At 54.5% G+C, this 24,290-nt stretch carries 22 protein-coding genes; 15 read left to right on the top strand and 7 right to left on the bottom strand.

Translation table 11 applies throughout. The features are described from left to right. Nucleotides 1-3: 3 nt before the first annotated feature. Nucleotides 4-900, bottom strand: coding sequence for a LysR family transcriptional regulator (locus tag ACMYSL_RS14255; RefSeq protein ID WP_434664081.1), 897 nt, complete (start codon nt 898-900; stop codon nt 4-6). A 114-nt stretch (nt 901-1,014) separates the two neighbouring features. Here ACMYSL_RS14255 and ACMYSL_RS14250 point away from each other — a divergent pair, with 114 nt between their 5' ends. The 5 genes from ACMYSL_RS14250 (at nt 1,015) to ACMYSL_RS14230 (ending at nt 6,950) form a co-directional block, all read left to right on the top strand. Continuing rightward, nucleotides 1,015-1,866, top strand: a complete 852-nt coding sequence (locus ACMYSL_RS14250; RefSeq protein WP_181486175.1) for a Vmh family MBL fold metallo-hydrolase — start codon at nt 1,015-1,017, stop codon at nt 1,864-1,866. A gap of 268 nt (nt 1,867-2,134) precedes the next feature. Then, nucleotides 2,135-2,275 (top strand): stationary-phase-induced ribosome-associated protein, encoded by a 141-nt coding sequence (gene sra, locus ACMYSL_RS14245; RefSeq protein WP_110276534.1) that lies wholly within the window; start codon nt 2,135-2,137, stop codon nt 2,273-2,275. A gap of 306 nt (nt 2,276-2,581) precedes the next feature. After that, nucleotides 2,582-2,947, top strand: a complete 366-nt coding sequence (locus ACMYSL_RS14240; protein WP_434663681.1) for a hypothetical protein — start codon at nt 2,582-2,584, stop codon at nt 2,945-2,947. Nucleotides 2,948-3,200: 253 nt separating this feature from the next. After that, entirely contained in the window at nt 3,201-4,898 is a 1,698-nt protein-coding gene (locus tag ACMYSL_RS14235; protein ID WP_434663678.1) for an NAD-dependent malic enzyme, read from the top strand. Nucleotides 4,899-5,237: 339 nt separating this feature from the next. Next, entirely contained in the window at nt 5,238-6,950 is a 1,713-nt protein-coding gene (locus tag ACMYSL_RS14230) for an ABC-F family ATP-binding cassette domain-containing protein (RefSeq protein ID WP_434663675.1), read from the top strand. A 50-nt stretch (nt 6,951-7,000) separates the two neighbouring features. On the opposite strand, the gene ACMYSL_RS14225 is transcribed toward ACMYSL_RS14230, so the two are convergent. Both ACMYSL_RS14225 and ACMYSL_RS14220 read right to left on the bottom strand, forming a co-directional pair. Continuing rightward, nucleotides 7,001-7,954 carry a bifunctional helix-turn-helix transcriptional regulator/GNAT family N-acetyltransferase gene (locus ACMYSL_RS14225; RefSeq protein WP_434663673.1) on the bottom strand — a complete coding sequence of 318 codons (954 nt, stop codon included), beginning with the start codon at nt 7,952-7,954 and terminating at the stop codon, nt 7,001-7,003. 200 nt (nt 7,955-8,154) lie between these two features. Beyond that, nucleotides 8,155-8,754 (bottom strand): inorganic diphosphatase, encoded by a 600-nt coding sequence (locus ACMYSL_RS14220; protein WP_434663672.1) that lies wholly within the window; start codon nt 8,752-8,754, stop codon nt 8,155-8,157. Between the two features lie 227 nt (nt 8,755-8,981). Between ACMYSL_RS14220 and ACMYSL_RS14215 the strand changes: the two genes are divergently transcribed. Genes ACMYSL_RS14215 through ACMYSL_RS14190 form a run of 6 tightly spaced genes read left to right on the top strand, consistent with a single transcriptional unit; the run spans nt 8,982 to nt 16,095 of the window. Next, complete coding sequence (locus ACMYSL_RS14215; protein ID WP_434663669.1) at nt 8,982-10,604, top strand: TIGR04028 family ABC transporter substrate-binding protein; 1,623 nt, start codon at nt 8,982-8,984, stop codon at nt 10,602-10,604. Nucleotides 10,605-10,614: 10 nt separating this feature from the next. Next, nucleotides 10,615-11,559, top strand: a complete 945-nt coding sequence (locus ACMYSL_RS14210; protein ID WP_434663667.1) for an ABC transporter permease — start codon at nt 10,615-10,617, stop codon at nt 11,557-11,559. Continuing rightward, complete coding sequence (locus tag ACMYSL_RS14205; protein ID WP_434663664.1) at nt 11,556-12,407, top strand: ABC transporter permease; 852 nt, start codon at nt 11,556-11,558, stop codon at nt 12,405-12,407. The genes ACMYSL_RS14210 and ACMYSL_RS14205 overlap by 4 nt, the downstream gene beginning before the upstream one ends. Beyond that, entirely contained in the window at nt 12,404-14,008 is a 1,605-nt protein-coding gene (locus ACMYSL_RS14200) for a dipeptide ABC transporter ATP-binding protein (RefSeq protein ID WP_434663662.1), read from the top strand. Before ACMYSL_RS14205 ends, ACMYSL_RS14200 begins: the two co-directional genes overlap by 4 nt. Continuing rightward, nucleotides 14,005-14,994: a putative FMN-dependent luciferase-like monooxygenase gene (locus tag ACMYSL_RS14195; RefSeq protein WP_434663659.1), complete on the top strand. Its 990-nt coding sequence runs from the start codon at nt 14,005-14,007 to the stop codon at nt 14,992-14,994. Before ACMYSL_RS14200 ends, ACMYSL_RS14195 begins: the two co-directional genes overlap by 4 nt. A 9-nt stretch (nt 14,995-15,003) precedes the next feature. Then, the gene (locus tag ACMYSL_RS14190; protein WP_434663657.1) at nt 15,004-16,095 is read left to right on the top strand and encodes an alkylhydroperoxidase domain protein; all 1,092 of its coding nucleotides are present in this window, start codon (nt 15,004-15,006) and stop codon (nt 16,093-16,095) included. 15 nt (nt 16,096-16,110) lie between these two features. Here the strand turns inward: ACMYSL_RS14190 and araJ are convergent, their stop codons facing one another. Then, the gene (gene araJ / locus ACMYSL_RS14185; RefSeq protein WP_434663654.1) at nt 16,111-17,262 is read right to left on the bottom strand and encodes an MFS transporter AraJ; all 1,152 of its coding nucleotides are present in this window, start codon (nt 17,260-17,262) and stop codon (nt 16,111-16,113) included. A gap of 264 nt (nt 17,263-17,526) precedes the next feature. Between araJ and ACMYSL_RS14180 the strand changes: the two genes are divergently transcribed. The 4 genes from ACMYSL_RS14180 to ACMYSL_RS14165 all read left to right on the top strand — a co-directional run bounded on the left by ACMYSL_RS14180 (nt 17,527) and on the right by ACMYSL_RS14165 (nt 19,585). Next, nucleotides 17,527-17,964 (top strand): VOC family protein, encoded by a 438-nt coding sequence (locus tag ACMYSL_RS14180; RefSeq protein ID WP_434663652.1) that lies wholly within the window; start codon nt 17,527-17,529, stop codon nt 17,962-17,964. A 107-nt stretch (nt 17,965-18,071) separates the two neighbouring features. After that, nucleotides 18,072-18,890: a polyphosphate kinase 2 gene (gene ppk2 / locus ACMYSL_RS14175; protein ID WP_434663651.1), complete on the top strand. Its 819-nt coding sequence runs from the start codon at nt 18,072-18,074 to the stop codon at nt 18,888-18,890. A 183-nt stretch (nt 18,891-19,073) separates the two neighbouring features. Beyond that, nucleotides 19,074-19,262 carry a hypothetical protein gene (locus ACMYSL_RS14170; RefSeq protein ID WP_289177027.1) on the top strand — a complete coding sequence of 63 codons (189 nt, stop codon included), beginning with the start codon at nt 19,074-19,076 and terminating at the stop codon, nt 19,260-19,262. After that, nucleotides 19,262-19,585, top strand: a complete 324-nt coding sequence (locus tag ACMYSL_RS14165; protein WP_434663649.1) for a CcdB family protein — start codon at nt 19,262-19,264, stop codon at nt 19,583-19,585. The genes ACMYSL_RS14170 and ACMYSL_RS14165 overlap by 1 nt, the downstream gene beginning before the upstream one ends. Before the next feature lie 42 nt (nt 19,586-19,627). Here ACMYSL_RS14165 and fdnI read toward each other — a convergent pair whose 3' ends face one another. The 3 genes from fdnI to fdnG are packed head-to-tail and all read right to left on the bottom strand — an operon-like array spanning nt 19,628 to nt 24,220. Next, nucleotides 19,628-20,284 (bottom strand): formate dehydrogenase-N subunit gamma, encoded by a 657-nt coding sequence (gene fdnI / locus ACMYSL_RS14160; protein ID WP_142982273.1) that lies wholly within the window; start codon nt 20,282-20,284, stop codon nt 19,628-19,630. Continuing rightward, nucleotides 20,277-21,161 carry a formate dehydrogenase subunit beta gene (fdxH, locus tag ACMYSL_RS14155; RefSeq protein ID WP_181486154.1) on the bottom strand — a complete coding sequence of 295 codons (885 nt, stop codon included), beginning with the start codon at nt 21,159-21,161 and terminating at the stop codon, nt 20,277-20,279. The genes fdnI and fdxH overlap by 8 nt, the downstream gene beginning before the upstream one ends. An 11-nt stretch (nt 21,162-21,172) precedes the next feature. Beyond that, on the bottom strand, nt 21,173-24,220 hold the full coding sequence (gene fdnG / locus ACMYSL_RS14150; RefSeq protein ID WP_434663646.1) for a formate dehydrogenase-N subunit alpha: 3,048 nt from the start codon (nt 24,218-24,220) through the stop codon (nt 21,173-21,175). Nucleotides 24,221-24,290: the final 70 nt, after the last annotated feature.

Below are 24,290 nucleotides of genomic sequence, written 5' to 3'. Positions count from 1 at the left end.
CATTTACTCCTTTAGATCCGTGGGTTGCGCCAGTCGTTGCTGAACCTCTTCCAGAAACAGCGGCAGCGCGCTGGGCTGATAATCGCGTGAGAGATAAATCCCATACACGCTTAGCGCTTTTGGCTGATAAGCCGGTAAAACCTGCCTTAGCGCCCCGCCGTTAAGCGCCCGCTGCGCCTCCAGCTCCGGAAGCATCGCGATGCCACAACCGGCCACCGCCGCCTCCAGCAAGAGAGAGGAGATCCCGGCGCTGAGATTACCGGAAACCGCCACCGCCACGCTATCGCCTTGTGGATCAATAAACTGCCAGGTCTGACTGGCGAAATGGCTGTAATGCAGGCAATTGTGGCGAGATAAATCATCCGGCGTGTGCAGTGGTCCATTCTGCTGTAGCCAACGCGGAGAAGCGCACAGCACCGAACGGCAAACACCAAGACGACGAGCGATAGCTCCCGGCTCCGGGTTATCGGTGATGCGGATCGCAACGTCAATCCGTTCACCAATCAGGCTCACCGGATGATTATTGATATCCAGCTCAAGGCGCAGCTGCGGATAACGGGCAAGAAAATCGGGCAACAGCGGAGAAATGAGCTGCATAGCGGTGAAGTGCGCACAGGCTACGCGCAGCGTACCGCTGGGGACCGCGCGCTCGGTTTGTCCGGCGATTTCATCCGACAGCTGCGTGAGCGTGCGCGTTTTTTGCAGTACCTTTTCCCCGGCGGAGGTTAGCGTCAGCCTACGGGTTGAACGGTGTACCAGCCGGGTTCCGGCCCACTGCTCCATCTGCTCGAGATAGCGGCTGACCATCGGGCGCGACATCCCCAACGCTCGCGCGGCGGCGCTCAAACTCCCCAGTTCACAAATACGTATATACACCTGAGCGGCGATCACCCGATCCATCATTCGATTCCATCTGCACGATTTATGAAACTCAGCATCTCTTTTTTCAGGAATATTCGCAAATCATGAAATGCGTAAAATAGCGTTCATTCACCTGATAAAGAGAAAACGCGCATGAAATCATCTGTCCTTGCCATCGCAACCACCCTGTTCAGCACCACCGTACTGGCTGCGCCTTTGACGCTGCAAACCTACAACCCGCAGGAAAACGGCATTTTTGCCGTCAACTCCACCCTCGCCACCGGCCCGCATGAAGCGGTACTGTTCGATGCCCAGTTCAGCGTGAAGGATGGTGAGAAGCTGGTCGAGATGGTTCAAAAAAGCGGTAAGAAACTGACTCGTATCGTGATCACCTCCGGGGATCCGGATTTCTATTTTGGCCTGGAGCCGCTGGTCAAAGCGTTCCCGCAAGCCAAAGTGGTCGCGACCGCTGAAGTGGTCAAACATATTAATGCTACCAAAGAAGCCAAACTGGCGTACTGGGGCCCGCAGATGAAAGACGGTGCGCCGAAGCAAGTTTATGTGCCACAGGTCATCGAAGCCAACACGTTCACCATCGATGGTGAAAAAGTCGAAATCCGCCAGCCGCAGAACTACGCCGCTTTCGTGTGGATCCCGGCGAATAAGGCGATTCTCGGCGGAACCGGCGTGGCATGGGGAATGCACGTCTGGACGGCGGACACACAAAGCGTCGAAAGCCGCCAGCAGTGGGTTAATACGCTCAACGAAATGGCTTCACTACATCCGCAGCAGGTGATTCCAGGCCACTATCTTGGCACGCCGCCAGCAGGCGACCGCGCGATTGTCTTCACCCGCGATTACCTGACGCAGTTTGAGCAGTCGTTAAAGGATCATAAAGATTCCGCGGGCGTGATTAAGGCGATGAAGCAGCGCTGGCCGGGGCTCGCAGAAGAGAGCTCGCTGGAGCTGAGCGCCAAAGTGAATACCGGCGAGATGAAGTGGTAGTTCTGGCTATGGATGGCGGCTGGCACCAGTGCAGGCGGTTGGTGTAGGCCCGCGCAAGCGAAGCGCCGCCGGGCAATAGCTGATAGACGGTGCTATCTGCAATCCAAAAGAGACTGTTCTTAATCTGTCACGGCAACATTGCTAAACCTGACAATATGAACCACGCTGATTATCGCCGCACCAAAAATGGGCGGCGTACTTAGGGTTAAATTTCGTCCGATTTACATCGGGCTTGTCCTTGAAACCAGAACCGGATAAAGGAGTAAGAATGAAATCGAACCATCAGGCACGTCATCTTCTCGGTCTGAACTACAAGCTTTCCCAGCAGAAAAAAGTGCTGCTGGAAGGCGATGCGGAAACCACGCTAAACCACATCCATGCTACCGGTCGCAAACGCCGCGGTGGCTAATTTTTCAGCTGAGTGATGATAGAAACACCGTCCTGCATGCAGGATGGTGTTTTTTTAAGACTATCGACTGCATGTTTACCCTTCTTTGATGCCATATTTTCACCTTGCTAATATACATAGCATCTACACCTAAAAAATCTGATATACCTTGGTTTATCCTTTCCTGGGAGCAAGATTCTCATTTACACAAATGAAGTATTACGCTGGTAATAATTGTTGGATATTACCATGGTTGAATGACTTCCGATGCACTGCCCTAAGTTGTATTGGTAAGGCTATCTATACCGATAAAAGAGATAATCAGAAATGAAATTTTTATTTTTAGCTGTAATCCTGCTAGTCCCATTAACAGTAATGGCTAACGAGTGGGGAATTACTTGCAGTGGTGTAAGTTTAACTGTTTCACAAAGCGCTAAAGATGGTTATTTTGTTAAAAAGGATAATAATATCTATCCAATTGTGGGCGGATTCAATCAAAATGGAAATGAAATGAATGTATATGCTAAATACATGGATGATGTAAGAGTTAATGATAATAATATTATTCCTGTAGATGCCAATCAATCTTTAACTTTGATTCAAGCAGGTACTGATGGACATACAAAATTCCGCTTCCTTGATGGTCGGGGTAATCACTCCTGTTCCCTGAGCAGCTTTAAGGCTGGTGAATAAAATATTTACTATTAATCACCATAGTAATAACGAATAAACCATGTGGGAATACATACGTTATTCCCTCTCGGTTTTTCTTATTCGAGAGTGTACTTAACAGCATTCTCAATATTATCCCCCACATATATTTGTAATATGCTTGTTTTATTGTGGCATAAACCAGACTGCTCTATACTCTGCGCGCTGCAATTCCCTGCCAGCCCCTCGCCTGTCGCCGCGCCTGGGCTGAAGCGATCACCAAGGAGTTAGTGCGATGCAATTCACTCATAAGAAAAACCGTTCTCTTTACATCCCTTACGCAGGCCCCGTTCTCCTTGAGTTTCCGTTACTCAACAAAGGTAGCGCCTTCAGTATGGAAGAGCGCAGCAGTTTTAACCTGCTGGGACTGCTGCCAGAAGTGGTCGAAACCATCGAAGAACAAGCCGAACGCGCGTGGATCCAGTATCAGGGATTTAAGACCGAGATCGACAAGCATATTTATCTGCGCAACATCCAGGATACCAACGAAACGCTGTTCTACCGCCTGGTTGGCAACCATCTCGATGAGATGATGCCGGTTATTTACACTCCGACGGTAGGTGCTGCCTGCGAACGTTTCTCTGAGATCTATCGTCGCGCCCGTGGCGTTTTTATCTCTTATCAGAACCGTAATAACCTCGACGACATTCTGCAAAACGTGCCGAACCATAACGTCAAAGTGATCGTCGTGACCGATGGCGAGCGTATTCTCGGTCTCGGCGACCAGGGTATTGGCGGGATGGGTATTCCTATCGGTAAGCTCTCGCTCTACACCACCTGCGGCGGCATCAGCCCGGCCTACACCCTGCCGATAGTGCTGGATGTCGGTACCAACAATCAGCAATTGCTTGATGATCCACTGTATATGGGCTGGCGTCACCCGCGTATCACCGACGACGAGTATTACCAGTTCGTCGATGACGTTATTCAGGCGATTAAAGCCCGCTGGCCGGATGTGCTGCTGCAGTTCGAAGACTTCGCGCAGAAAAACGCTATGCCGCTGCTTAACCGTTACCGCAATGAAGTTTGCTCGTTTAACGACGATATTCAGGGTACCGCTTCAGTGACCGTTGGCACGCTAATTGCCGCCAGCCGCGGCGCGGGCAGCCAGTTGAGCGAGCAGAAAATTGTTTTCCTTGGTGCCGGTTCCGCAGGCTGCGGTATCGCCGAGCAGATCGTGGCGCAGATTCAACGTGAAGGTTTAAGCGAAGAAGAGGCCCGCAAACGCGTATTTATGGTTGACCGTTTTGGTCTGCTGACCGACGCCATGCCGAACCTGCTGCCGTTCCAGAGCAAACTGGTGCAAAAGCGCGAGTTTCTGCAAGGGTGGGATATCACTAACGATGTGCTGTCGCTGCTTGACGTGGTACGCAACGTCAAACCAGATATTTTGATCGGCGTTTCCGGCCAGCCGGGGCTGTTCACCGAAGAGATAATCCGCGAGATGCATAAGCACTGCCCGCGGCCGATCGTGATGCCGCTGTCGAACCCAACTTCCCGTGTGGAAGCTACGCCGCAGAACATCCTTAGCTGGACCGACGGCGAAGCGCTGGTCGCCACCGGTAGCCCGTTCGCACCGGTGACGCTCAAAGGCAAGCAGTACGTTATCGCCCAGTGCAATAACTCCTATATTTTCCCAGGAATCGGGCTTGGCGTTATTGCTTCCGGCGCATCCCGCGTCACCGACGAGATGCTGATGGCCGCCAGCGAGACTCTCGCGAAACACTCACCGCTTGTTAATAACGGTGAGGGCCCGGTTCTGCCGGAGCTGAAGGATATTCAAACCGTTTCGCGTGCGATTGCTTTTGCGGTGGGGAAAATCGCCCAGGAGCAAGGCGTGGCGGTGAAAACGTCGGCAGAAGCGCTGTTGCAGGCGATTGCCGATAACTTCTGGCAACCGGAATACCGGAATTATCGCCGGACTTCGATTTAAGCGAAAACGCTGCTGATAAAAACGAAGGAACGAACCGGGGCCTAAAAATCAGGCCTGGTTCGTTCACTGCTAGCCAAAACCCCTTTATCCCTCTACACTGCCGTCACCCATCAACTAACTGAATAGAAAAGGAGGATCCCATGCCGTACTGTGAAATGTTTAGTTTTTCACATACATTTGGCGATCGCACCAGCTCAAGCGTTATCGGTATCGTGCTGCGATAACTTCAGCTTGAGCGAAGAAACCAAAGACTAAATCCCTTCCCTCGGGCTTACCGGGTTATCGTCAGCGATGTTTGACGAGGCATTTCTATGCCTGTAACTCTTGAGTAAGTTCACAATGAGCACATTACTAACTGCACAATCTCTTCATGTTGATACGGCGTTTGGCCCGCTGTTCACCAACCTCTCCTTTACCCTGAAAAAAGGCGACCGCATTGGCCTGATTGGCTATAACGGCTGCGGTAAAAGTACCCTGTTACAGGTGCTCGACGGCACGCTGTCCCCCACTTCAGGTAACGTGGCGCTGGCTAATCATTGCCTGATGGCGCGCGTAGAACAACATCTCCCGGATACGCTGTTAGCGCAGCCCCTGCTCGACGTTGTGCTGGCAAAACTCACGGCTGTCGATCGCGAAAGTCAGCGTTGGCAGGCGGAACGACTGCTGGCGGAGATGGGCTTTACGCCAGCGGAAACTCAACAGCAAGCGTCAACCCTGAGCGGTGGTCAGCATACCCGACTACTGCTCGCCAGGGCGCTGATTCAGCAACCGGATCTGCTGCTGCTGGATGAACCGGGAAACCATCTCGACCTGCCGACCCTCCTGTGGCTGGAAAGCTTCTTGCAAACCTGGCAGGGGAGTTTCGTTCTGGTGTCGCATGACAACCCGTTATTGGATGCTGTAACTAATACCAGTTGGATCTTGCGTGACAACACCTTGCACGCCTTCTCCCTGCCCTGTAGCGCCGCCCGTCAGGCGCTGGAAGAGCAGGACGCCAGCGACGCGCTGCGTCATAAAGCGGAGCAAAAAGAGATCGACCGCGTCGCCGCCAGTGCCAAACGATTAGCTATTTGGGGCAGGACGTACGATAACGAAGATCTCTCGCGCAAAGCCAAGCAGATGGAGAAACAGGTTCTGCGCCTGAAGGAGAGCCAAACCGACCTCACCGCCGGAACGCCATGGCGGCTGGCGCTGCACGGCGACGCGCTGCGGGCAGACCGACTGCTGGAGATAGAGCAGCTCCCTGTTCCGCCAGCGCCGGGGCTGCCCGCGCTGTTCACTGCGGGCCTGGCTCGCCTGAAAAGCGGCGACCGGGTGGCGATTATGGGGCGCAACGGCTGCGGTAAATCCTCACTGCTGCGTCTGCTGTGGCGGCATATGCAACAGAACACAACGGAGAACGGTTTACGTCTGCATCCGCGACTGAAGCCGGGTTATTACGACCAGACCCTGCATCAGCTTGCCGATGACGTCACTCTTCTTGAGGCACTGGAGGCTTTTGAACCGGCACCGGAAATACGCAAGCGAGCGCTGATTTCCGCCGGATTCAACTGGGTGCGTCACGGGCAAAGGGTAAGCACCCTAAGCGGTGGCGAACGTTCACGACTGCTGTTTGTTGGCCTGTCGCTGGCCTGCTATAGCCTGTTGTTGCTGGATGAACCAACTAACCATTTAGATATTGATGGCAAAGCGGCGCTTGCAGAAACGCTGCGCGATTATCCCGGCGGTCTGCTGTTAGTCAGTCATGACCGGCAGTTAATCGACAACAGTTGCAACCGCTTCTGGCTTATTAATGAACACGGGCTTAGCGAATGGAACAGCGCCGATGAAGTCTATGAAAATCTGCGCGCCGCCGTTCGTCGCCCGATGGCGCAGACCGCGACAGCACTCACCATCGAACCTGAAGAGGATAACGATACGCTGCTGGAACGGCTAGTCATGCTGGAGCAACTGTTGGCTGAGGATCTGACCCGTAGGCCAAAACATCAAAAACCGCAGTTGCAAGCACAATGGCGTGAGGAGATTGCTACCATTAACACACGGTTAAGTTAATGAATTTCCCCCGGCGTGAAATAACTGCGCCGGGGGATTATTTATTATGATTATGTCGACTGTTTTACCCGAGTAAACTGCTGTTCGGTCATCATCCTGCCCCACTGATCCCCCTGCCACTCTTTATGAAGTGTGAATCCGAAGGATTCATAAAGCCTGCGTGCGGCATTCAGTCCGCTGAACGTCCACAACTGCACTGTCGAAAAATCCTGGCCGTCACAAAAGGCCATAGCTTCGCTCAAAAGACGTCTGCCGATTCCGCTCCCCCGACAGCTATCGTCAAGAATAAACCAACGCAGATGCGCCTCATTATTACCGAGATCCTGACCGTCAATCGCCACCGACCCGACAATTCTCTCGCCCTGCACCGCAAGCCAAATCCGGCTACACGGCGTATCAAGACGACCAGAAAACTCCGCCAGTCCACTAGCGACTTTACTCTCAAAAAAGTGACCAAACCCATAGTGCTTCGCATAGTACTCGCCGTGCATCTGCGCAATGCGGCCAATCATTCCCGGTCGATAACCCGTGAGGATGCTGATCTCTTTTTTCGGGGCGACGGCCTCAGCATCACGGCATTTTTCTAGCGCGTAAGCCCAGGTTGTGAGGCCCTGCGCAACGTTTTGTTTTTGGTCGTCGGTCAAATAAGCCAGCGCAGTAACGACCCGCATTGCTCCGTAGGCGTGAATTTTGCTGACGGTAGCCACGCCTTTTGCTGTTAATTCAAGCTGCTTAAAACGCCCATCGTGAGCAGCGGGTTTTTCCTGTAGCTCTCCGGCAGCAAGCAGTCGGGAAAGCATTCGGCTGACGCTCGATTTTTCAAGACCCAGAATCTGAACCAACTGAGCAGCCGTCATGGCACCGCGAACCGAGATTTCAAGTAAAGTGTGGACCGCAGAAGGTGAATAATCCGTGGCGGCAAGCGTGGTATTCATAAAACCCAGCTCGCGCACCATCAGGCGGGAGGCGGTTCGAATTTCATCAACAAGTGAGGGTATCGTCATTTCAGTTCAGCAGATTTAATAAATGGTTGCATGATACAACCATCTTCATACATATGCTGTCAATACGTGATGCTGGACGTACGGCAGATGCTCCAGCATCATGGCGGGGCTGATTGCCTGAATGCTGGCATATTTATCTACACGAATATTGATATTACGTAGAAAAATCGACAGGCACCGGATGGTGCCTGTTTATTCATCTATTGCGGATTTTTCTCTTTCCAGGCGTCCCATGCCGCTTTAATCTCCTGCTTCGCGGCAGCGGCATCGTTAAACCCGTTCAGCTCAACTTTTTTGCGGCCATCCGGCAGCTGTTTGTAAACGCGGAAGAACGCCTCAAGGCGCTCCTGCTCAATTTTTGGCAGGTCGCTCACATTTTTGATGTCATCGTAGGTCGGATCGATTTTACTCGCCGGAACGGCAATAATTTTGTCGTCCTTCTCGCCGCCATCAATCATCTTCAGCACGCCAATCGCGCGCAGCTTAATCAGCGTTCCCGGAGCCATTGGCGCACGGGTATAAAACACCACGTCCAACGGGTCACCGTCTCCCGCCAGCGACTGGGTCAACGAACCATAGTTAGCCGGATAGGCCACCGGCATTGACTGAAAACGGTCAGCAATCAAAAAGCCCGTTTTGGCGTCCGTCTCATATTTAATAATACCGCCCGCCGGAATTTCAGTGACCGCATAAAACTCTTCGGGATTGTTTTTCGGCTGTGGAAAATCCAGAACGTTTTGCGCCTGAACGGCAGCAGTAAACAGAAGACCTGCGGCAAGGATAGTTTTTACCAGATGCATTGTATTGTCGCTCTATCGTTATAAGAAATTGAAAAACAACACGATAAAGGGATTAGATGAATAAAATATGACGTTAATTTTTCATTACGATGAACGCCAGCCTCTTAAAATCCCCGCTGCAAATATACGAATTGCTTTTTATGCAAATGCTTAGCGTAAATCCTTATTTCCTTTGTCAAAACGCGCGCCCGATGATGGCAACACAATAGATAACAAAGGAATTCACCATGCAAACCCGTTTTCGCCTGCCCGCGCTGGCGGCACTTTTTTTAACCGGTACCTTTTCCGTGTGGGCCGCCGACGCGCCGGTTAAAGGCGGCACACTAATTTATCTGGAGCAGCAACCGCATACCAACCTTTATCCGCCAGCCGGAGGGTTCTATCCCAACGGAGGTATTCTCAATCAAATAACCGATAAGCTCACCTGGCAAAACCCGGAAACATTACAAGTCGAACCGTGGATTGCCGAAAGCTGGAGTGCTAACACCGATAAAACCGAATATACCTTTAAGATTCGCCCTGGCGTCACGTTCTCTGACGGCACGCCACTGGATGCCAATGCGGTAGCAAAAAACTTCGACACCTACGGTCTGGGAAATAAAACGCATCGCCTGCCGGTTTCTGAAGTGATTAATAACTACGACCACAGCGAAGTTATCGACCCATTGACGGTCAAATTTTACTTTAAAAAACCGTCACCGGGTTTTCTGCAGGGCACCGCCACTATTGGCTCCGGGCTGGTCTCTCTCAGCACTCTCGCACGTAATTTTGAAGAGCTGGGCGACGCCCGCCATATTATTGGCTCCGGACCGTTTACCGTTAAAGATGAAAAGCCGGGGCGCGAACTCACCCTGGTGGCGCGTAAAGATTATCAATGGGGGCCGAAAAACCTCGCTCAGCAGGGGCCCGCGAATCTCGACGGCATCACCTATATCGTGACGCCGGAAGACAGCGTGCGCATTGGCGCGCTATTAGCAGGCCAGGCCGATTTTATCCGCCAGGTCCAGGCCTATGATGAAAAACAAGCGACCGATCAGGGTTTTAAAATCTATGCAGCTCCGACGCGCGGTGTTAACGATAGCCTGAGCTTCCGCCCCGATAATCCGCTGGTCGCCGATCTGCGCGTCCGTCAGGCGCTGCTGCATGCAACCAACGCCAAACAGGTAGTTGAAACCCTGTTCTCCGCCAACTATCCGCAGGCCACCTCCGTCATCGCCACCACGGCGGCGGGCTACGTTAATCTCAGCGATAAACTGGCGTTCGATCAGGCCAAAGCAAAACAACTGCTTGATGACGCTGGCTGGAAACCGGCCGCCGACGGCATTCGGGTGAAGGATGGGCAGCGCCTGGCATTAACCGTCTATGAATCGCTGCCGCAGCCGCAAAACAAGGAAGTGTTGCAACTGATCGCCCAGCAGTGGCGTCAGGTTGGCGTCGCACTGGCGGTAAAAGCCGGCGATGCCGGCAGCCATACGCTGGATAACCTCGACCCGCTGAAAACTCCGCTCACCGTATCTGAAGTGGGTCGCGCCGACCCGGACGTGGTCAAAAGCATGTTCTTCCCCAACAACCGCGATGCACTGCTGCAAAAAGGCGGCTCCAGCGACAAGGTACAAAGCTTCCGCGACGATAAACTCAACGCGCTTTTGACCGCCATTTCCGCCGAGGTTGAACCGCAAAAACGTCTCCAGCTTACCGGCGATGCCCAGCGCTATCTGCTCGATAACGCCTACGTGATCCCCATTTTTGAAGAGCCGCAGGTCTTTGCCGGCGCGCCGTGGGTCAAAGGCGTGAGCTTTGAAGCGGTAGGCCGCCCGTCGTTCTACGGCGCGTGGCTGGAAAAGCACTAAGGAGCATGCGATGAGCCATTATCTTCTACGGCGTTCAGGCCAGGGATTACTGGTGCTGTGGGCGGCGTTTACCCTTTCTTTCGTGCTGCTACAGGTGCTGCCGGGGGATGCTGTACTGATCAAGTTTCAGAATCCGGACCTCGGACTCAGCCCTGAACAAATCGCCGAAATGCGCATCGCTTATGGTGCCGACAGCCCTTTGTGGAAACAGTATTTTCATACTCTGTTCGCCATGTTGCAGGGAGATTTTGGCTATTCGCTACAAGCGGGCATGTCGGTCAGCGCGCTTATCGCCAGCAATCTGCCGGAAACAATAAGCCTGGCGCTACCCGCCTTCGTACTGGCGGTATTGCTGGCTTTCGCCCTCGCCTTTGCTTCACGGCTGCCGGGCCTGCGCTGGTTGAGCAATTCTCTGCAATCACTGCCGGTACTGTTTATTTCACTGCCAACGTTCTGGCTGGGGATTGCCCTGATTCAGCTTTTCTCGTTCCAGCTGCGTTGGATCCCGGTGATTAATCCGGGTCCGATTGAAGGCCTGATTCTGCCGATCGTCGCCGTCGCAATACCGATTTCGGCCCCGCTGGCGCAAATCCTGATGCGCAGTCTGGATCAGGTCGCCGCGCTGCCGTTTGTCGCCGTCGCTCGCGCCAAAGGAATGAGTGAGACCGGCGTCCTGTGGCGGCACGTCATCGGCAACGCCCTGCTGCCGGTGCTCAATATTGCGGGTCTGCTATTGGGGGAACTTATCGCCGGAGCGCTGATCACCGAAACCGTGTTTGGGCGCGGTGGACTCGGTTTGCTGACCCAACAGGCCGTTAATAATCAGGATATTGCCGTGCTTCAGGCGGTGGTGATGATTTCCGCCCTTGGCTTCGTCCTGATTAATCTGCTGGTCGATCTGCTGATGCCGCTGTTCGATCCGCGCCTGAAAACCGTTATCGGAGGTGTAGTATGAGCCTGGTTGATTACGCCACCGCCGCTCGTCGCAGAACGACAAACTGGCGCTCGCTACGCTTGCAGCCCGGTTTACTGCTAGCCTGGACGGTGATGAGCGTTGCCATATTGATGGCTGCAGCCCCGCAGTTATTTACCGCTTATAACCCGCTGGAAGGTTTTCCCGGCGCACAGCGTTTAGCTCCGCAGGCCGGTCACTGGCTGGGAACCGACCAGTTGGGCCGCGATCTCTGGAGCCGCATTGTCTTTGGTGCCGTCCACTCGCTTTCCGCCGCGCTGGCGGCGGTGGCGATTGGCCTGATCGTCGGGACCGCGCTGGGCACTCTCGCCGGGGCGCTGGCGGGACGTGTTGAATCGGTGGTTATGCGCCTGGTCGACGTTCTGCTGGCGATCCCCTCTTTATTACTGTCGCTCACGGTCATTATCCTGCTCGGCTTCGGCACGCTCAATGCCGCCGTGGCGGTAGGCGTCGCGGCGATAGCCAGCTTTGCCCGTCTGGCGCGAGCGGAAGTGGTGCGCGTACGCCACAGCGATTTCGTTGAAGCCGCATACGGCAGCGGCGGCACCTTTTTCGCCGTCTTCTGGCGGCATATTCTGCCCAACTCACTCACCGCTGTTCTGGCCTTCGCCACCCTTCAGTTCGGTCAGGCGATTCTCGCACTCTCGACCCTCAGTTTTCTCGGCTACGGCACGCCGCCGCCGGTACCAGAGTGGGGATTACTGATCGCCGAAGGCCGCAACTACCTCTCCACCGCCTGGTGGTTAACCACCCTTCCCGGCATTGCGGTCGTCGCTGTCGTGCTTGCCGCCAACCGCATTAGCCAGCAATTTAGCGGAGAACGCCGATGAATGTTTTAACCGTAGAGAACCTGCGTATTAGCTATCGTTCACAACGCCAGTGGCGTGAAGTGGTGCACAACGTTAGCTTCAGCGTAAAGCGTGGTGAAATGCTGGCGTTCGTCGGAGAATCCGGCTCCGGAAAAACCACTACCGCTCAGGCGATTATTGGCCTGCTGGCAGATAACGCGCGCCGGGATAGCGGGCGTATCAGCATTAACGGTGAGGATATTAGCAACTGGTCCGCAAAACGCCTCGATGGCCTGCGCGGCGCGCGGATTAGCCTGGTGCCACAGGATCCGGGTAACTCTCTTAACCCAGTCAAAACTATCGGCGCGCAGGTGGGTGAGATCCTGCGCCTGCATCAAAAAAGCAGCGCCGCGGAGCGCAAAGAGCAGGTGCTGGCGCTGCTGACTAAAGTCGGTTTGAGCCACCCGGAACAACGCTTTGATCAGTACCCCCATCAGCTTTCAGGCGGTATGAAGCAGCGGGTACTGATTGCTATCGCTATCGCCCTGGAGCCTGATTTAATCATCGCCGATGAGCCGACCAGCGCCCTAGACGTCACGGTACAAAAACGCATTCTTGACCTGCTCGATACGCTACGCAGGGAGTCCGGCACGGCGGTACTGTTTGTCACTCACGATCTGGCGCTGGCGGCGGAACGCGCCGACCGCCTGCTGGTCTTCCGCCACGGAGAGATTCAGGAGCAAGGCGCAACCGGCGATGTGGTGCGCACGCCGCAGCATGCCTATACCCGCCAGTTGCTCAGCGATCTCCAGGGATCGACGCTGGCCATAGCCCCAACCTCCGGGCGTATCCTGGCGACCCCGGCAATTCGCGTTGAGGGCATCAGCAAACGTTTCTCATTGGGTCATTCCCACTTACAGGCGCTGGACGCGGTGAGTTTCGAGGTTAAACGCGGCAGTACTCATGCGCTGGTTGGCGAGTCCGGTTCCGGCAAAACCACCCTCGCGCGGATCCTGTTGGGGTTTGAAAAGGCTGATATCGGTCACGTCTCTATCGATGGTATTGATGCCGGGCATCTCAGCCGCGAGGCGCTGCGCCAGCTACGACGCAAAATCCAGTTCGTCTACCAGAACCCCTTTGCCTCACTGGATCCGCGACAAACGCTATTTGAGATTATTGAGGAGCCGTTAAAAAACTTTGACCATCTGAATGTCGAAGCAAGACGTCAACGCGTGGAAACGGTCGCCGCCCGCGTGGCGTTAGCCCCAGAACTGCTCTCGCGAACCGCCCGGGAACTTTCCGGCGGACAGCGCCAGCGGGTCGCCATCGCCCGCGCCTTAATCCTTGAGCCGACGATCCTCGTGCTGGATGAGGCAACGTCCGCACTGGACGTCACCGTACAGGCGCAAATTCTGGCCCTGCTGCAACAGCTTCAACAACAGCTCGGGCTGACCTATCTGTTTATTACTCATGATTTAGCGACGGTACGCCGTATCGCCCACAGCGTTACGGTGCTGCAGGCTGGCCGGGTTGTTGAACACGGCGAGGTCAGCCGACTGTTTGCCGCCCCGCAGCATGACTATACCCGCGAGCTTATCGCCGCTATTCCCTGGTTTTCATCGCCGAGCAAGGAGGTCGCATGACCCGCAAACGACTGGGATTTTTCACCCGCCTGTTGGACCACGCAACGCCCAAAGAGCGCTATCGGCTGGCAACCGAGCAAATTCGCCACGCCGAGCGTCTGGGGTTCGATAGCGCCTGGATTGCCCAGCACCATTTTCATGAACATGAAGGCGGTCTGCCGTCACCGCTGGTATTTCTCGCCCACGCGGCGGCGCACACCGAGCGCATTCGTCTGGGAACCGCCATTATCACCCTGCCGATGGAAAACCCGCTGCGGGTAGCCGAGGATGCCGCAGTGCTGGATCTGTTAGCGGATGGTCGGCTGGAGGTGGGCTTCGGCTCAGGCGGAACCCACACCTCGTTCCTGCCCTTCGGGCTGACAATCGATCAGCGCAGCACGGTGTTTAGCGAGCATTTGCATTTGATCCAAAGCGCCTGGCGCGGCGATTCGCTATCGCATCCGGATAACCATCTTTACCCTCAGGCGCCGCAGCTTGCCGAACGCATCTGGATTGCGACATTTTCCATTGAAGGCGCCGTTCGCGCGGCTCAGTCCGGGCACGGATTAATGCTCTCGCGAACGCAACCGCGCCCATCAGGACAACCCACGCTGCCGCTGGATGCTATTCAAAATCCAATTATTGATGCTTACCTTGCGGCGCTGCCAGCAGGCGTTGAGCCACGAATACTCGCCTCGCGCACTGCGTTCGTCGCCGATAGTCAGGCGTATGCGCTAGAAGTAGCGGAACCCGGTTTACGCCAGCAGGCCGCGCAGCATCGGGCCGCAGGTCATGAGATCATTGGTGACACCGTCACTGATTATTTATCCCAGCTTGACGCCCACGTTGGCGACGCAGAGCACGTTGCCGCTTCGCTGGCGCAGGATAGCGTGCTATCGCGGGTCACTGATATTTCGTTTCAGGTGCACTCCGTTGAACCGTCGCACCGCGACACACTTCGTTCCATTGAGCTGATCGCTCAGCATATTGCCCCGCAGATACGATAAGGAGTCACCATGACGTTAAGTCAGGATATTTTGGCTGAACTGGCAGAGATTGCCCCGGATTCCGCTTTAGCGGCGGCGCGCGCTGTGCGCGAGGCAGCAACCCGCCACGCGCAGGGAAGCTATGAAGTGCTGTTCAGTCAGCAGGATAACGATTTTCCGCTGGACGAGCGTTTTGCCATTGCTGCGAAGGTGGCGAAACTGCACCAGGCCGATGCGCTGGCCGCCCACTATGCCGGTTTTGGCATTGCCGACCCCACGTCACCTCGACTGACCCCGGCGCTGGCCTTCGCCCGACTGTTAACATTTACCCCGGTGGAAGCCACACCGTCGGCGCTGGAGGCCTTGATCCGCGCCAGATGGAGCCTGCGCGGTATAGTGACGCTTGCCCAGCTTATCGCCTTCGTCAGCTTTCAGAGTCGGCTAGTCAATGGGCTACGTCTGCTTAACGGAAAAGCCACCACCGTCGCGGAAACCCCGGTGGTTGCGGGCTTCTGGCACACCGCGCCGCAGACCGTCAGCGGTAAGAGTGCGCCAGTGCATTTCACCCGCGATGAGCTGCACTGGGAGCCGTGGCTGGATGCCAAACCGTTGGCGGAATTTACGCCGGATGAACAAGCGCTGCTGGCGAAATTTGGCCATAGCGATTCGCCCTATTTCCGCCTGCTGGCGCGCAACCAACCGGTACTGGAACAGCGCACATTAACCGATAAAGGGATTTTCTATACCCCCGGCGGCCTGCCTCGTGCTGAACGAGAACTGGCGGCGACGGTAGCGAGCAAAATCAACGGTTGCATCTACTGCGCCTCGGTGCACGCTCGCAAGGCAGCACAGCTGGCGAAAGATGAAACGGCAGTTGAAACGCTGCAGGCAGTGACGCCGGGAGAAAAGCTGAGCGACGGGCAGACGCCGCGCTGGCAGGCGCAAATCGATTTCGCCGCTGCGATTTCCGTTACCCCTCCAGCGCTCGCCATCAGCCACCTGACGGCAATTGAACAACAGGGGCTGGATACGCTGGCGCAGCTGGATTTGCTGCAATCGGCGGCCTTCTTCGCCTGGGCCAACCGTTTAATGTTAACCCTCGGCGAACCGTGGCAGGCGTAATCGCGACGGAATCAATCAGACCAAACGCTGCTGACAGCGGGCATAAATCAGCAGCGAACTGAGTGCCAAAAACGAGAGCAGCGCGGCCGGTAAAGCAACGGAGCTCCAGCCAAAACCGGCCGTCACCACCATCCCACCGAACAGCGCCCCAATGGCGCTGCCGAGATTAAAGGCGATTTGCCCGCCCGCCGCCCCCAGCATCTCGCCGCCTTTGGCATTTTGCAGCAGCAGAATTTGCAGCGGCGCTGCCAGGGCAAAAAGCGCCGCGCAGCAAATAAATGCCAGCGTTAATGATGCGGCTTTATTTTCACCGAACAGAAATATCAATAATAAAGTGGCGACAATAATCCCATCCGTGACGGCGGCAATACGTAATGGGCTATAGCGAACGGAAACTTTACCGCTGAACAAATTGCCTAATACCATTCCCAGCCCCACCAGCATCATAATAAATATGACGGCACTCTCGCCAAAACCGGAGACGTTAATCATAAACGGCTTAATATAGCTAAACCACGCAAATACCCCGGCATTACCAAACATCGTGGCGGCAAAAATAAGCCACGGTGCGGGAGATTTCAAAAAATGGAATTGCTCGCTCAAGCGCGCCGTTGATTTATCAAACAGCGTGGGAATCCACCAGGCAATAGAGACCAGAACTGCAACGTCAAAGACTGCAATCGCCAAAAAGGTATAGCGCCAGCTGAACTGGTGTCCAAGCCAGGTCCCGGCGGGAACCCCCAGTAAATTGGCGACCGTCATCCCGGCGATCATCCCCGCTACCGCCGCAGTGACCTTCCCTGGAGGAGCGGTTTTCGACAGGATGATGGCCCCCACGCCGAAAAATGCACCGTGCGGGAAGCCGGAGATCAGGCGACCCAGCGCCAGCATCGAATAGCTGGCGGACAAGGTAAATATGGCATTGCCGATAACGCAAAGGGCCACCAAAAACAGCATGACCGACTTTAACGAAAAGCGGCTAGAGAATAACGCCATAATCGGCGCGCCGATGACCACGCCAAAAGCATAATAAGAGATCATATTGCCTGCGGCGGGAATGGATATGCCGACATCATGAGCGATTTCAGGTAATACGCCCATAATGCCAAATTCCGCCATGCCGAGTCCGAAGGTGCCAAGCGCTAATGAAAAAATTGTTTTTTTCATACATCTGTTACAGGAGTGAAAAGACGGCCGGCATTATTGACTATTCAGCACCAGCAAACCAGATAAAAACGCGCGGCGGGGGTTTTATCCATATAACAGCTCGATTCGTTCATGCGAAGCCCGGACGGGCCGCGTGAAAATGGTTTAAATGCCAACGTCCAGCTCTAAGAATCAGTGGGCTCAAACGGTTAAACGCCCCCTTGATCTCAACTTAACTTAAGGTTGTAGAGTGTCCCCCTCAGCAATTCACAGAGTGAGAAAAGCATGCAACCTGTTGATGTCGGCTTCACCCATGTCGCCTTTACCGTTCGCTGCCTGGCAAGCAGCATTGATTTTTATACTCGTTATACCGCAATGACGGTTATCCACCAGCGCGAGCCTGACTTGCCCTCAGCGCGTAAGGTGGCATGGCTCAGCGACCGTACCCGACCCTTCGCGCTGGTGTTGGTACAGAGCGACGAACCGGCCGATACTCCGCTGGGTCCCTTCGGCCACCTCGGCGTCGCCTGCGCCACCCGGCAGGAGATTGACAACAAAGTCGTCGAGGCGCGACGCGAAGGCGTCTTACGCCGGGAACCTGAACAGGCGGGCGATCCGGTCGGATATTTCGCCTTCTTCGCAGACCCTGACGGCAATACCCTCGAGCTTTCATGGGGGCAACAGGTCGGCCTTCAGGTCATCAATGGCGGGCTTCCTGCCTGAACGACGACACGGTCGCCCGGCCGTATCTTAACGGGCAATATTTCCCGCCGCCTTGCCGCTCAACGATTACACTTCAAAGAGATATCACGGCAGCACGGAGAATCGAGATGGGTAAAAAAAACAGCGGCAAAGCGTCCGATACGGCCATGAAGGTCGCTCCGCTCGATAATAAAGAGTATGAAAAGGCATTGCGTCGGCTACACGTTGAGCTGGTGAAATTACAGCGCTGGGTGGTGCATAAAGGGCTGAAGGTGTGCATCGTCTTTGAAGGCCGCGACGGCGCCGGTAAAGGCGGTACAATCAAAGCGATAACCGAGCGAGTCAGTCCGCGAATTTTCCGCGTCGTCGCCTTACCTTCGCCAACCGAACGCGAAAAGAGTCAGCTCTATTTCCAGCGCTATATCAAGCATCTACCCGCCGCTGGCGAGATTGTGATTTTCGACCGCAGTTGGTACAACCGCGCTGGCGTTGAACGCGTGATGGGGTTTTGTACCCCCGAAGAGGTGCAAAAGTTTCTCGAAGGAGCGCCAATGGTGGAGCGTGGCATGGTGGAGTCCGGGATCATCTTGCTTAAATACTGGCTGGAGGTAACCCCGCAAGAGCAAGAGCGCCGTCTGCGCGACCGGATCGACGACGGACGCAAAATCTGGAAGCTCTCGCCGATGGATATTAAGTCTTTCAACCGCTGGGACGACTATACCGAAGCCCGCGATGCGATGTTTGCCGCCACGGATACTGCCTGGGCGCCGTGGTTTGTTGCTCGCTCGGAGGATAAGAAACGCGTGCGCCTGAATATTATTACCCATTTGCTTTCACAAATACCCTATGAGTCTCTGCCCGTGGAACACGTTACCTTACCAAAACGCAAAATAGGCAAAGTCAAAGCAACCAATTTCCCTTTCCGCTTTATTGCTGAAAAATATTAATTTTCCCCTCACCTCTGCGCAGAGTTCTCCCTGTGCAGAGGGTTATTACGATAACCGTTAATATTTCATTCTGTTGCTTTACGCTGGAAGCCGTCTCGCAAAATAAAAAACAAAGTTAATAATAGCGTTTATTTCTAAGTTTGGTGGAGCGATAATAAGGATATCAACAGGAAGGAGTCTATAATGAAGAGCAACGCGATGAACAAAAAACAGGCCAATCAGCATATTGTAACGGTTAAGCAGCCCTATCAACAGCAATCCATTGTTGATACGGAAATCCGCCAGCAGAACCGGGAATTCATAAAAGCCATGAATGAATTTACCGCACGCGCCGGTTTACTGTCGGAAGACCCGTTTTTCGGAGGGATTTAATGGCCGCACAATTTGATGTTTATCGTAATCCATCCTCGAGGACAAATGAATTACTACCTTATCTTATGGTGATCCAACATGATTACTATGATGATTTATCGTCGAGGTTAATTCTTCCACTAAGTCATCATATGCACATGGCAGGTCATTATCACGCCGCCGCGCCACTAATAAACCTCGAGTTTCATAAGCTATTCCTCAACACACCTGGAATAACCAGCGTGGCGAAACAGAGGCTGGATGAAAAGTATTTAGTCTGTAATTTACGTAAAGAAAGAACCACCGTCATTTCCGCAATTGATGCGCTCATCACTAACACGTAGACCCGCTCCGTCATCACCGGAGCGGGGAACCATAGCTAAGGCTTACTTCAGCCCTTCACGACTTTCTTTCTTCGCTTCCATACGCTCCACGTCGCGATACCAGCGCGGGTGATGCTTCTTCGCCCAGCGGCGGCTCACCTTCCCTTCGATCATTCCCTTAATCGATCCTTTAACCCAGAATGCCATATACATATGGATCAGAATCGCATGAATGAGAATAATCGCCGAGGCCGCGTGGATCAGCAGGCTATAGCGAATCACCTGAATCGGGAAATAGTGGGCAAAATAAGGCCGCCAGATAATTACACCGGTCACCAGCAGCACAAAGATCATGCTCATAATGGTCCAGAACATCATTTTCTGCCCGGCGTTATATTTCCCCACCCGCGCCACTTTATGTTCGTTGCCCTTCAGTACCTCGACAATGCCCTTCAGCCACGGAATATCCTGTTTATCAGGAATATTGTGATGGACGAAACGCACGAACATAAACATCAGGGCGACGAAAATCAGCACGCCAAAGAACGGATGCAGAATACGTCCCATCTGCGGTGTACCGAAGGTTTCAGTCAACCATTGCAGGGTCGGGAAGAAAAACGAAATGCCCGATAGCGAGACCAGAAAGAAGCAAATCACCACCGTCCAGTGACAGGCGCGGTCGATAAACTTCGTGCGCACAATCATTTTCGATTTACTCATCATGCTCCTCCTCATCGTCATCCACTTCCTTGTTCGGCCCAATCCCGATGTAGTGATAAATCAGCCCGGCAAAGGTGGCGACAAAACCGATGGCGGAAAGCGGCTTCAGCGCCCCTTTCCACAGATTGATAGAGGTATCGATCTGCGGCTCTTTCGGCAGGTTATGGTACAACTCCGGCCGATCGGCATGATGCAGTACGTACATCACATGCGTACCACCGACGCCCGGCGGGTTATAAACGCCAGCATGCGGATAACCGCGTTTCTTCAGCTTTTCAACCCGCTCATGCGCCACTTCCAGCATCTCTTTCTTGGTGCCGAAATGGATAGCGCCGGTTGGGCAGGTTTTCACACAGGCCGGTTCCTGGCCGACGCTGACCCGGTCAACGCACAGTGTGCATTTATAGACCCGGTTATCCTCTTTGTTGAGGCGCGGGACGTTAAATGGACACCCTGCGATGCAGTAGCCGCAGCCAATGCAGTTCTCCTGCTGGAAGTCGACGATACCGTTAGCGTACTGAATAATCGCCCCGGCAGACGGACACGCCTTCAGGCAGCCCGGATCCTCACAGTGCATACAGCCATCTTTACGAATCAGCCACTCCAGCTTGCCGTTCTGCTCGGTTTCGCTAAAACGCATCACCGTCCAGGACTTAGCGCTGAGATCGGCGGGGTTATCGTAAACCCCGACGCAGTGTCCAACGTCATCGCGGATATCGTTCCACTCGGAACAGGCCACCTGGCAGGCTTTGCAGCCCACGCAGGAGGAGACATCAATCAGCTTTGCCACTTCCGCCTTAAAATCCCGCGCGCGCGGCGCGGGCGTGATCGGGTTGGTGGCGGAGCGTTTAATGATGTCCTGAGTTTCCATCGCCATTCATTCGCTCCTTACGCTTTCTCGATGTTGACCAGAAACGCCTTGTACTCCGGCGTTTGCGAGTTGGAATCACCCACGTTCGGCGTCAGGGTATTGGCGATGTAACCTTTGCGGGCCACGCCTTCAAAACCCCAGTGCAGCGGGATCCCGACGGTTTCCACCTGCTGACCGTTAACGTTGAGCGTTTGCAGACGGCGGGTTACTACGGCCACCGCACGAATAAAGCCGCGCTTGCTGCTGACCGTCACCCGATCGCCATTGGCAATCCCCTTCGCGCTCGCCAGACCCTCGCTGATTTCGACAAACTGTTCCGGCTGCGCAATCGAGTTGAGCAGCGCATGCTTAGTCCAGGTGTGGAAATGCTCGGTCAGGCGATAAGTGGTACCGACATACGGGAACTTGTCCTTCTTACCTAAACGCAGGGCATCTTCTTCATACAAGCGCACCACCGGACTGGAGATGACGTTCGGATGCAGCGGGTTGGTCCCCAGCGGCGTTTCCATTGGCTCGTAGTGTTCCGGGAACGGCCCTTCAGCCAGCTTATCCAACGCAAAGAGGCGGCCAAGACCTTCTTGTTGCATGATAAACGGCCCGGTTTTACTGCCCGGCGGCGCGGTATTGAAGTCCGGAATATCATTCCCGACCCATTTACTGCCGTTCCACTGGATCAGCATCCGTTTCACATCCCACGGTTTACCGTTGATATCCGCCGAGGCGCGGTTATACAGCACGCGGCGGTTGAGCGGCCACGCCCATGCCCAGCCCAGCGTATTGCCAAGCCCTGACGGATCAGCGTTATCGCGGTTGGCCATCTGGTTGCCCTGCTCGGTCCAGCTCCCGGTGTAGATCCAGCAAGACGAAGCGGTGCTACCGTCATCACGCAGCAGCGCGAAGCTGTTCAGCAATTGACCTTTCTTCGCCAGCAGCACACCGTTGGCGTCGTATAGATCTTCCAGTGCATAGCCGTTGTTCTCTTTGGCGATCTCTTCCGACTCCGGATGATCCGGCTGTTTGTAGTTCCAGCCCATCTTCAGCAGCGGCTCGACGCCTTTGCCGCCTTCAGTGCGATACATCTCACGCAGACGGTGGTAAATACCGGCCAGAATTTCGCCGTCGTTACGTGCTTCGCCCGGCGCATCCTGACCCTTCCAGTGCCACTGCAACCAGCGCCCGGAGTTGGCGATAGAGCCATCCTCTTCGGCAAAGCAGGTGGACGGCAGACGGAATACTTCGGTCTGAATCGCGGCGGAATCGACGTCGTTAGACTCGCCGTGGTTTTGCCAGAAGGTCGATGTTTCGGTGACCAGCGGATCGATAACCACCATGTACTTCAGTTTGCTCAGGCTGCGGACAACTTTGTTTTTGTCCGGGAACGAAGCCACCGGGTTAAAGCCCTGGCAGATATAGCCGGTGACTTTGCCGTTATCCATCATATTGAAATACTTGATAACGTCGTAAGCCTGGTCCCACTTCGGCAACCAGTTAAAGCCCCAGTCGTTCTCTTTCTGCGCCGCGTCGCCATAGAAGGATTTCATCAGGCTGACGAAGAACTTCGGATAGTTGCTCCAGTAGTTCACTTGATCGGCAAGCGTTGCTTTTGGCGTATTCGCCGCCAGATAGCTTTGCAGGCTCGTCTGTTTTTCAGACGGCAGCGTCAGATAACCGGTCAGACTGGTCGAGAGCAGACCTAAATCGGTTAATCCCTGGATATTGGAGTGACCACGCAGCGCGTTCACGCCGCCGCCCGCCATGCCCATATTGCCAAGCAGCAGCTGGATCATCGCCATGGTGCGAATGTTCTGCGCCCCAACGGTATGCTGCGTCCAGCCCAGCGCGTACAGGAAGGTGGTGGTTCTATCCGCTGCGCTGGTAGAGGCCAGCACTTCGCACACTTTGAGGAAATCGGCTTTCGGCGTGCCGCAGATGTTCTCCACCACCTCTGGCGTATAACGAGAAACGTGCTGCTTCAGCAGGTTCCACACGCAGCGAGGATGTTGCAGAGTTTCATCGCGCATGGCGTAGCCGTTTTCGTCGAACTGATAGTTCCACGAAGATTTATCGTACTGACGTTTTTCAGCATCGTAGCCGCTGAACAGGCCATCCTCAAAACCGAAATCTTCGCGAATCAGCAGGTTAGCGTTGGTGTAGTGTTTAACGTACTCCGCATTGATTTTGTTATTTTGAATTAGGTACAGCAGAACGCCCGACAGGAAAGTAATGTCGGTACCAGAGCGAATCGGCGCATAGATATCAGCCACCGACGCCGTGCGCGTAAAGCGCGGGTCGACGACGATAAGCGTCGCATCGTTGTTGTTTTTCGCTTCCATCGCCCAGCGGAATCCCACCGGATGGGCTTCAGCGGCGTTACCGCCCATCACCACCACGACGTTAGCGTTTTTGATATCAACCCAGTGGTTGGTCATCGCACCGCGACCAAATGTTGGAGCAAGACTTGCTACCGTTGGTCCGTGTCAGACGCGCGCCTGGTTATCTACCGCCAGCATGCCGAGAGATCGCACAAACTTCTGCGTCAGCATACCGGTCTCATTACTGGCCGCCGAGGCGCACAGCATCCCGGTGGAGAGCCAACGATTCACCGGGACGCCCTGTTCGTTCTTCTCGATAAAGTTGGCGTCGCGGTCATCTTTCATCAGTTTAGCGATGCGGGTAAATGCCTCATCCCAGGAGATACGCTGCCATTTATCTGAACCCGGCGCACGGTATTGCGGATAGCGCAGACGGTTTTCGCTATGGATGTAGTCCAGCAGACCCGCGCCTTTCGGGCACAGCGCACCGCGGCTCACCGGGTGATCGGAGTCCCCTTCAATATGGTAAATCGATTCTTTCGCGTTTTTCGCACCGTCGCCCAGGCTATACATTAATAGCCCGCAGCCCACGGAACAGTATGTGCAGGTGTTGCGGATCTCTTTCGCACGCAGCAATTTATAGTTGCGCGCCTGAGCCAGCGCCATTTTGGGTGCAAAACCCAATGCAGCAACTGTTGTTCCGGCCATACCGCCTGCGCAGATTTTAAAAAACTTTCTGCGGCTGACGTCCATTGTTCCCCTCCATGCGGGATGTTTATTCATCGCGGAAGGGAAAACTAACAGCAAAGTCCCTGTTTTATTT

The sequence above is a fragment of the Klebsiella sp. MISC125 genome (genome assembly GCF_051131775.1).
GTDB lineage: Bacteria > Pseudomonadota > Gammaproteobacteria > Enterobacterales > Enterobacteriaceae > Klebsiella.
Note: the sequence above shows the minus strand (reverse complement) of the source record. Positions and strands in the feature narration are given on the sequence as shown.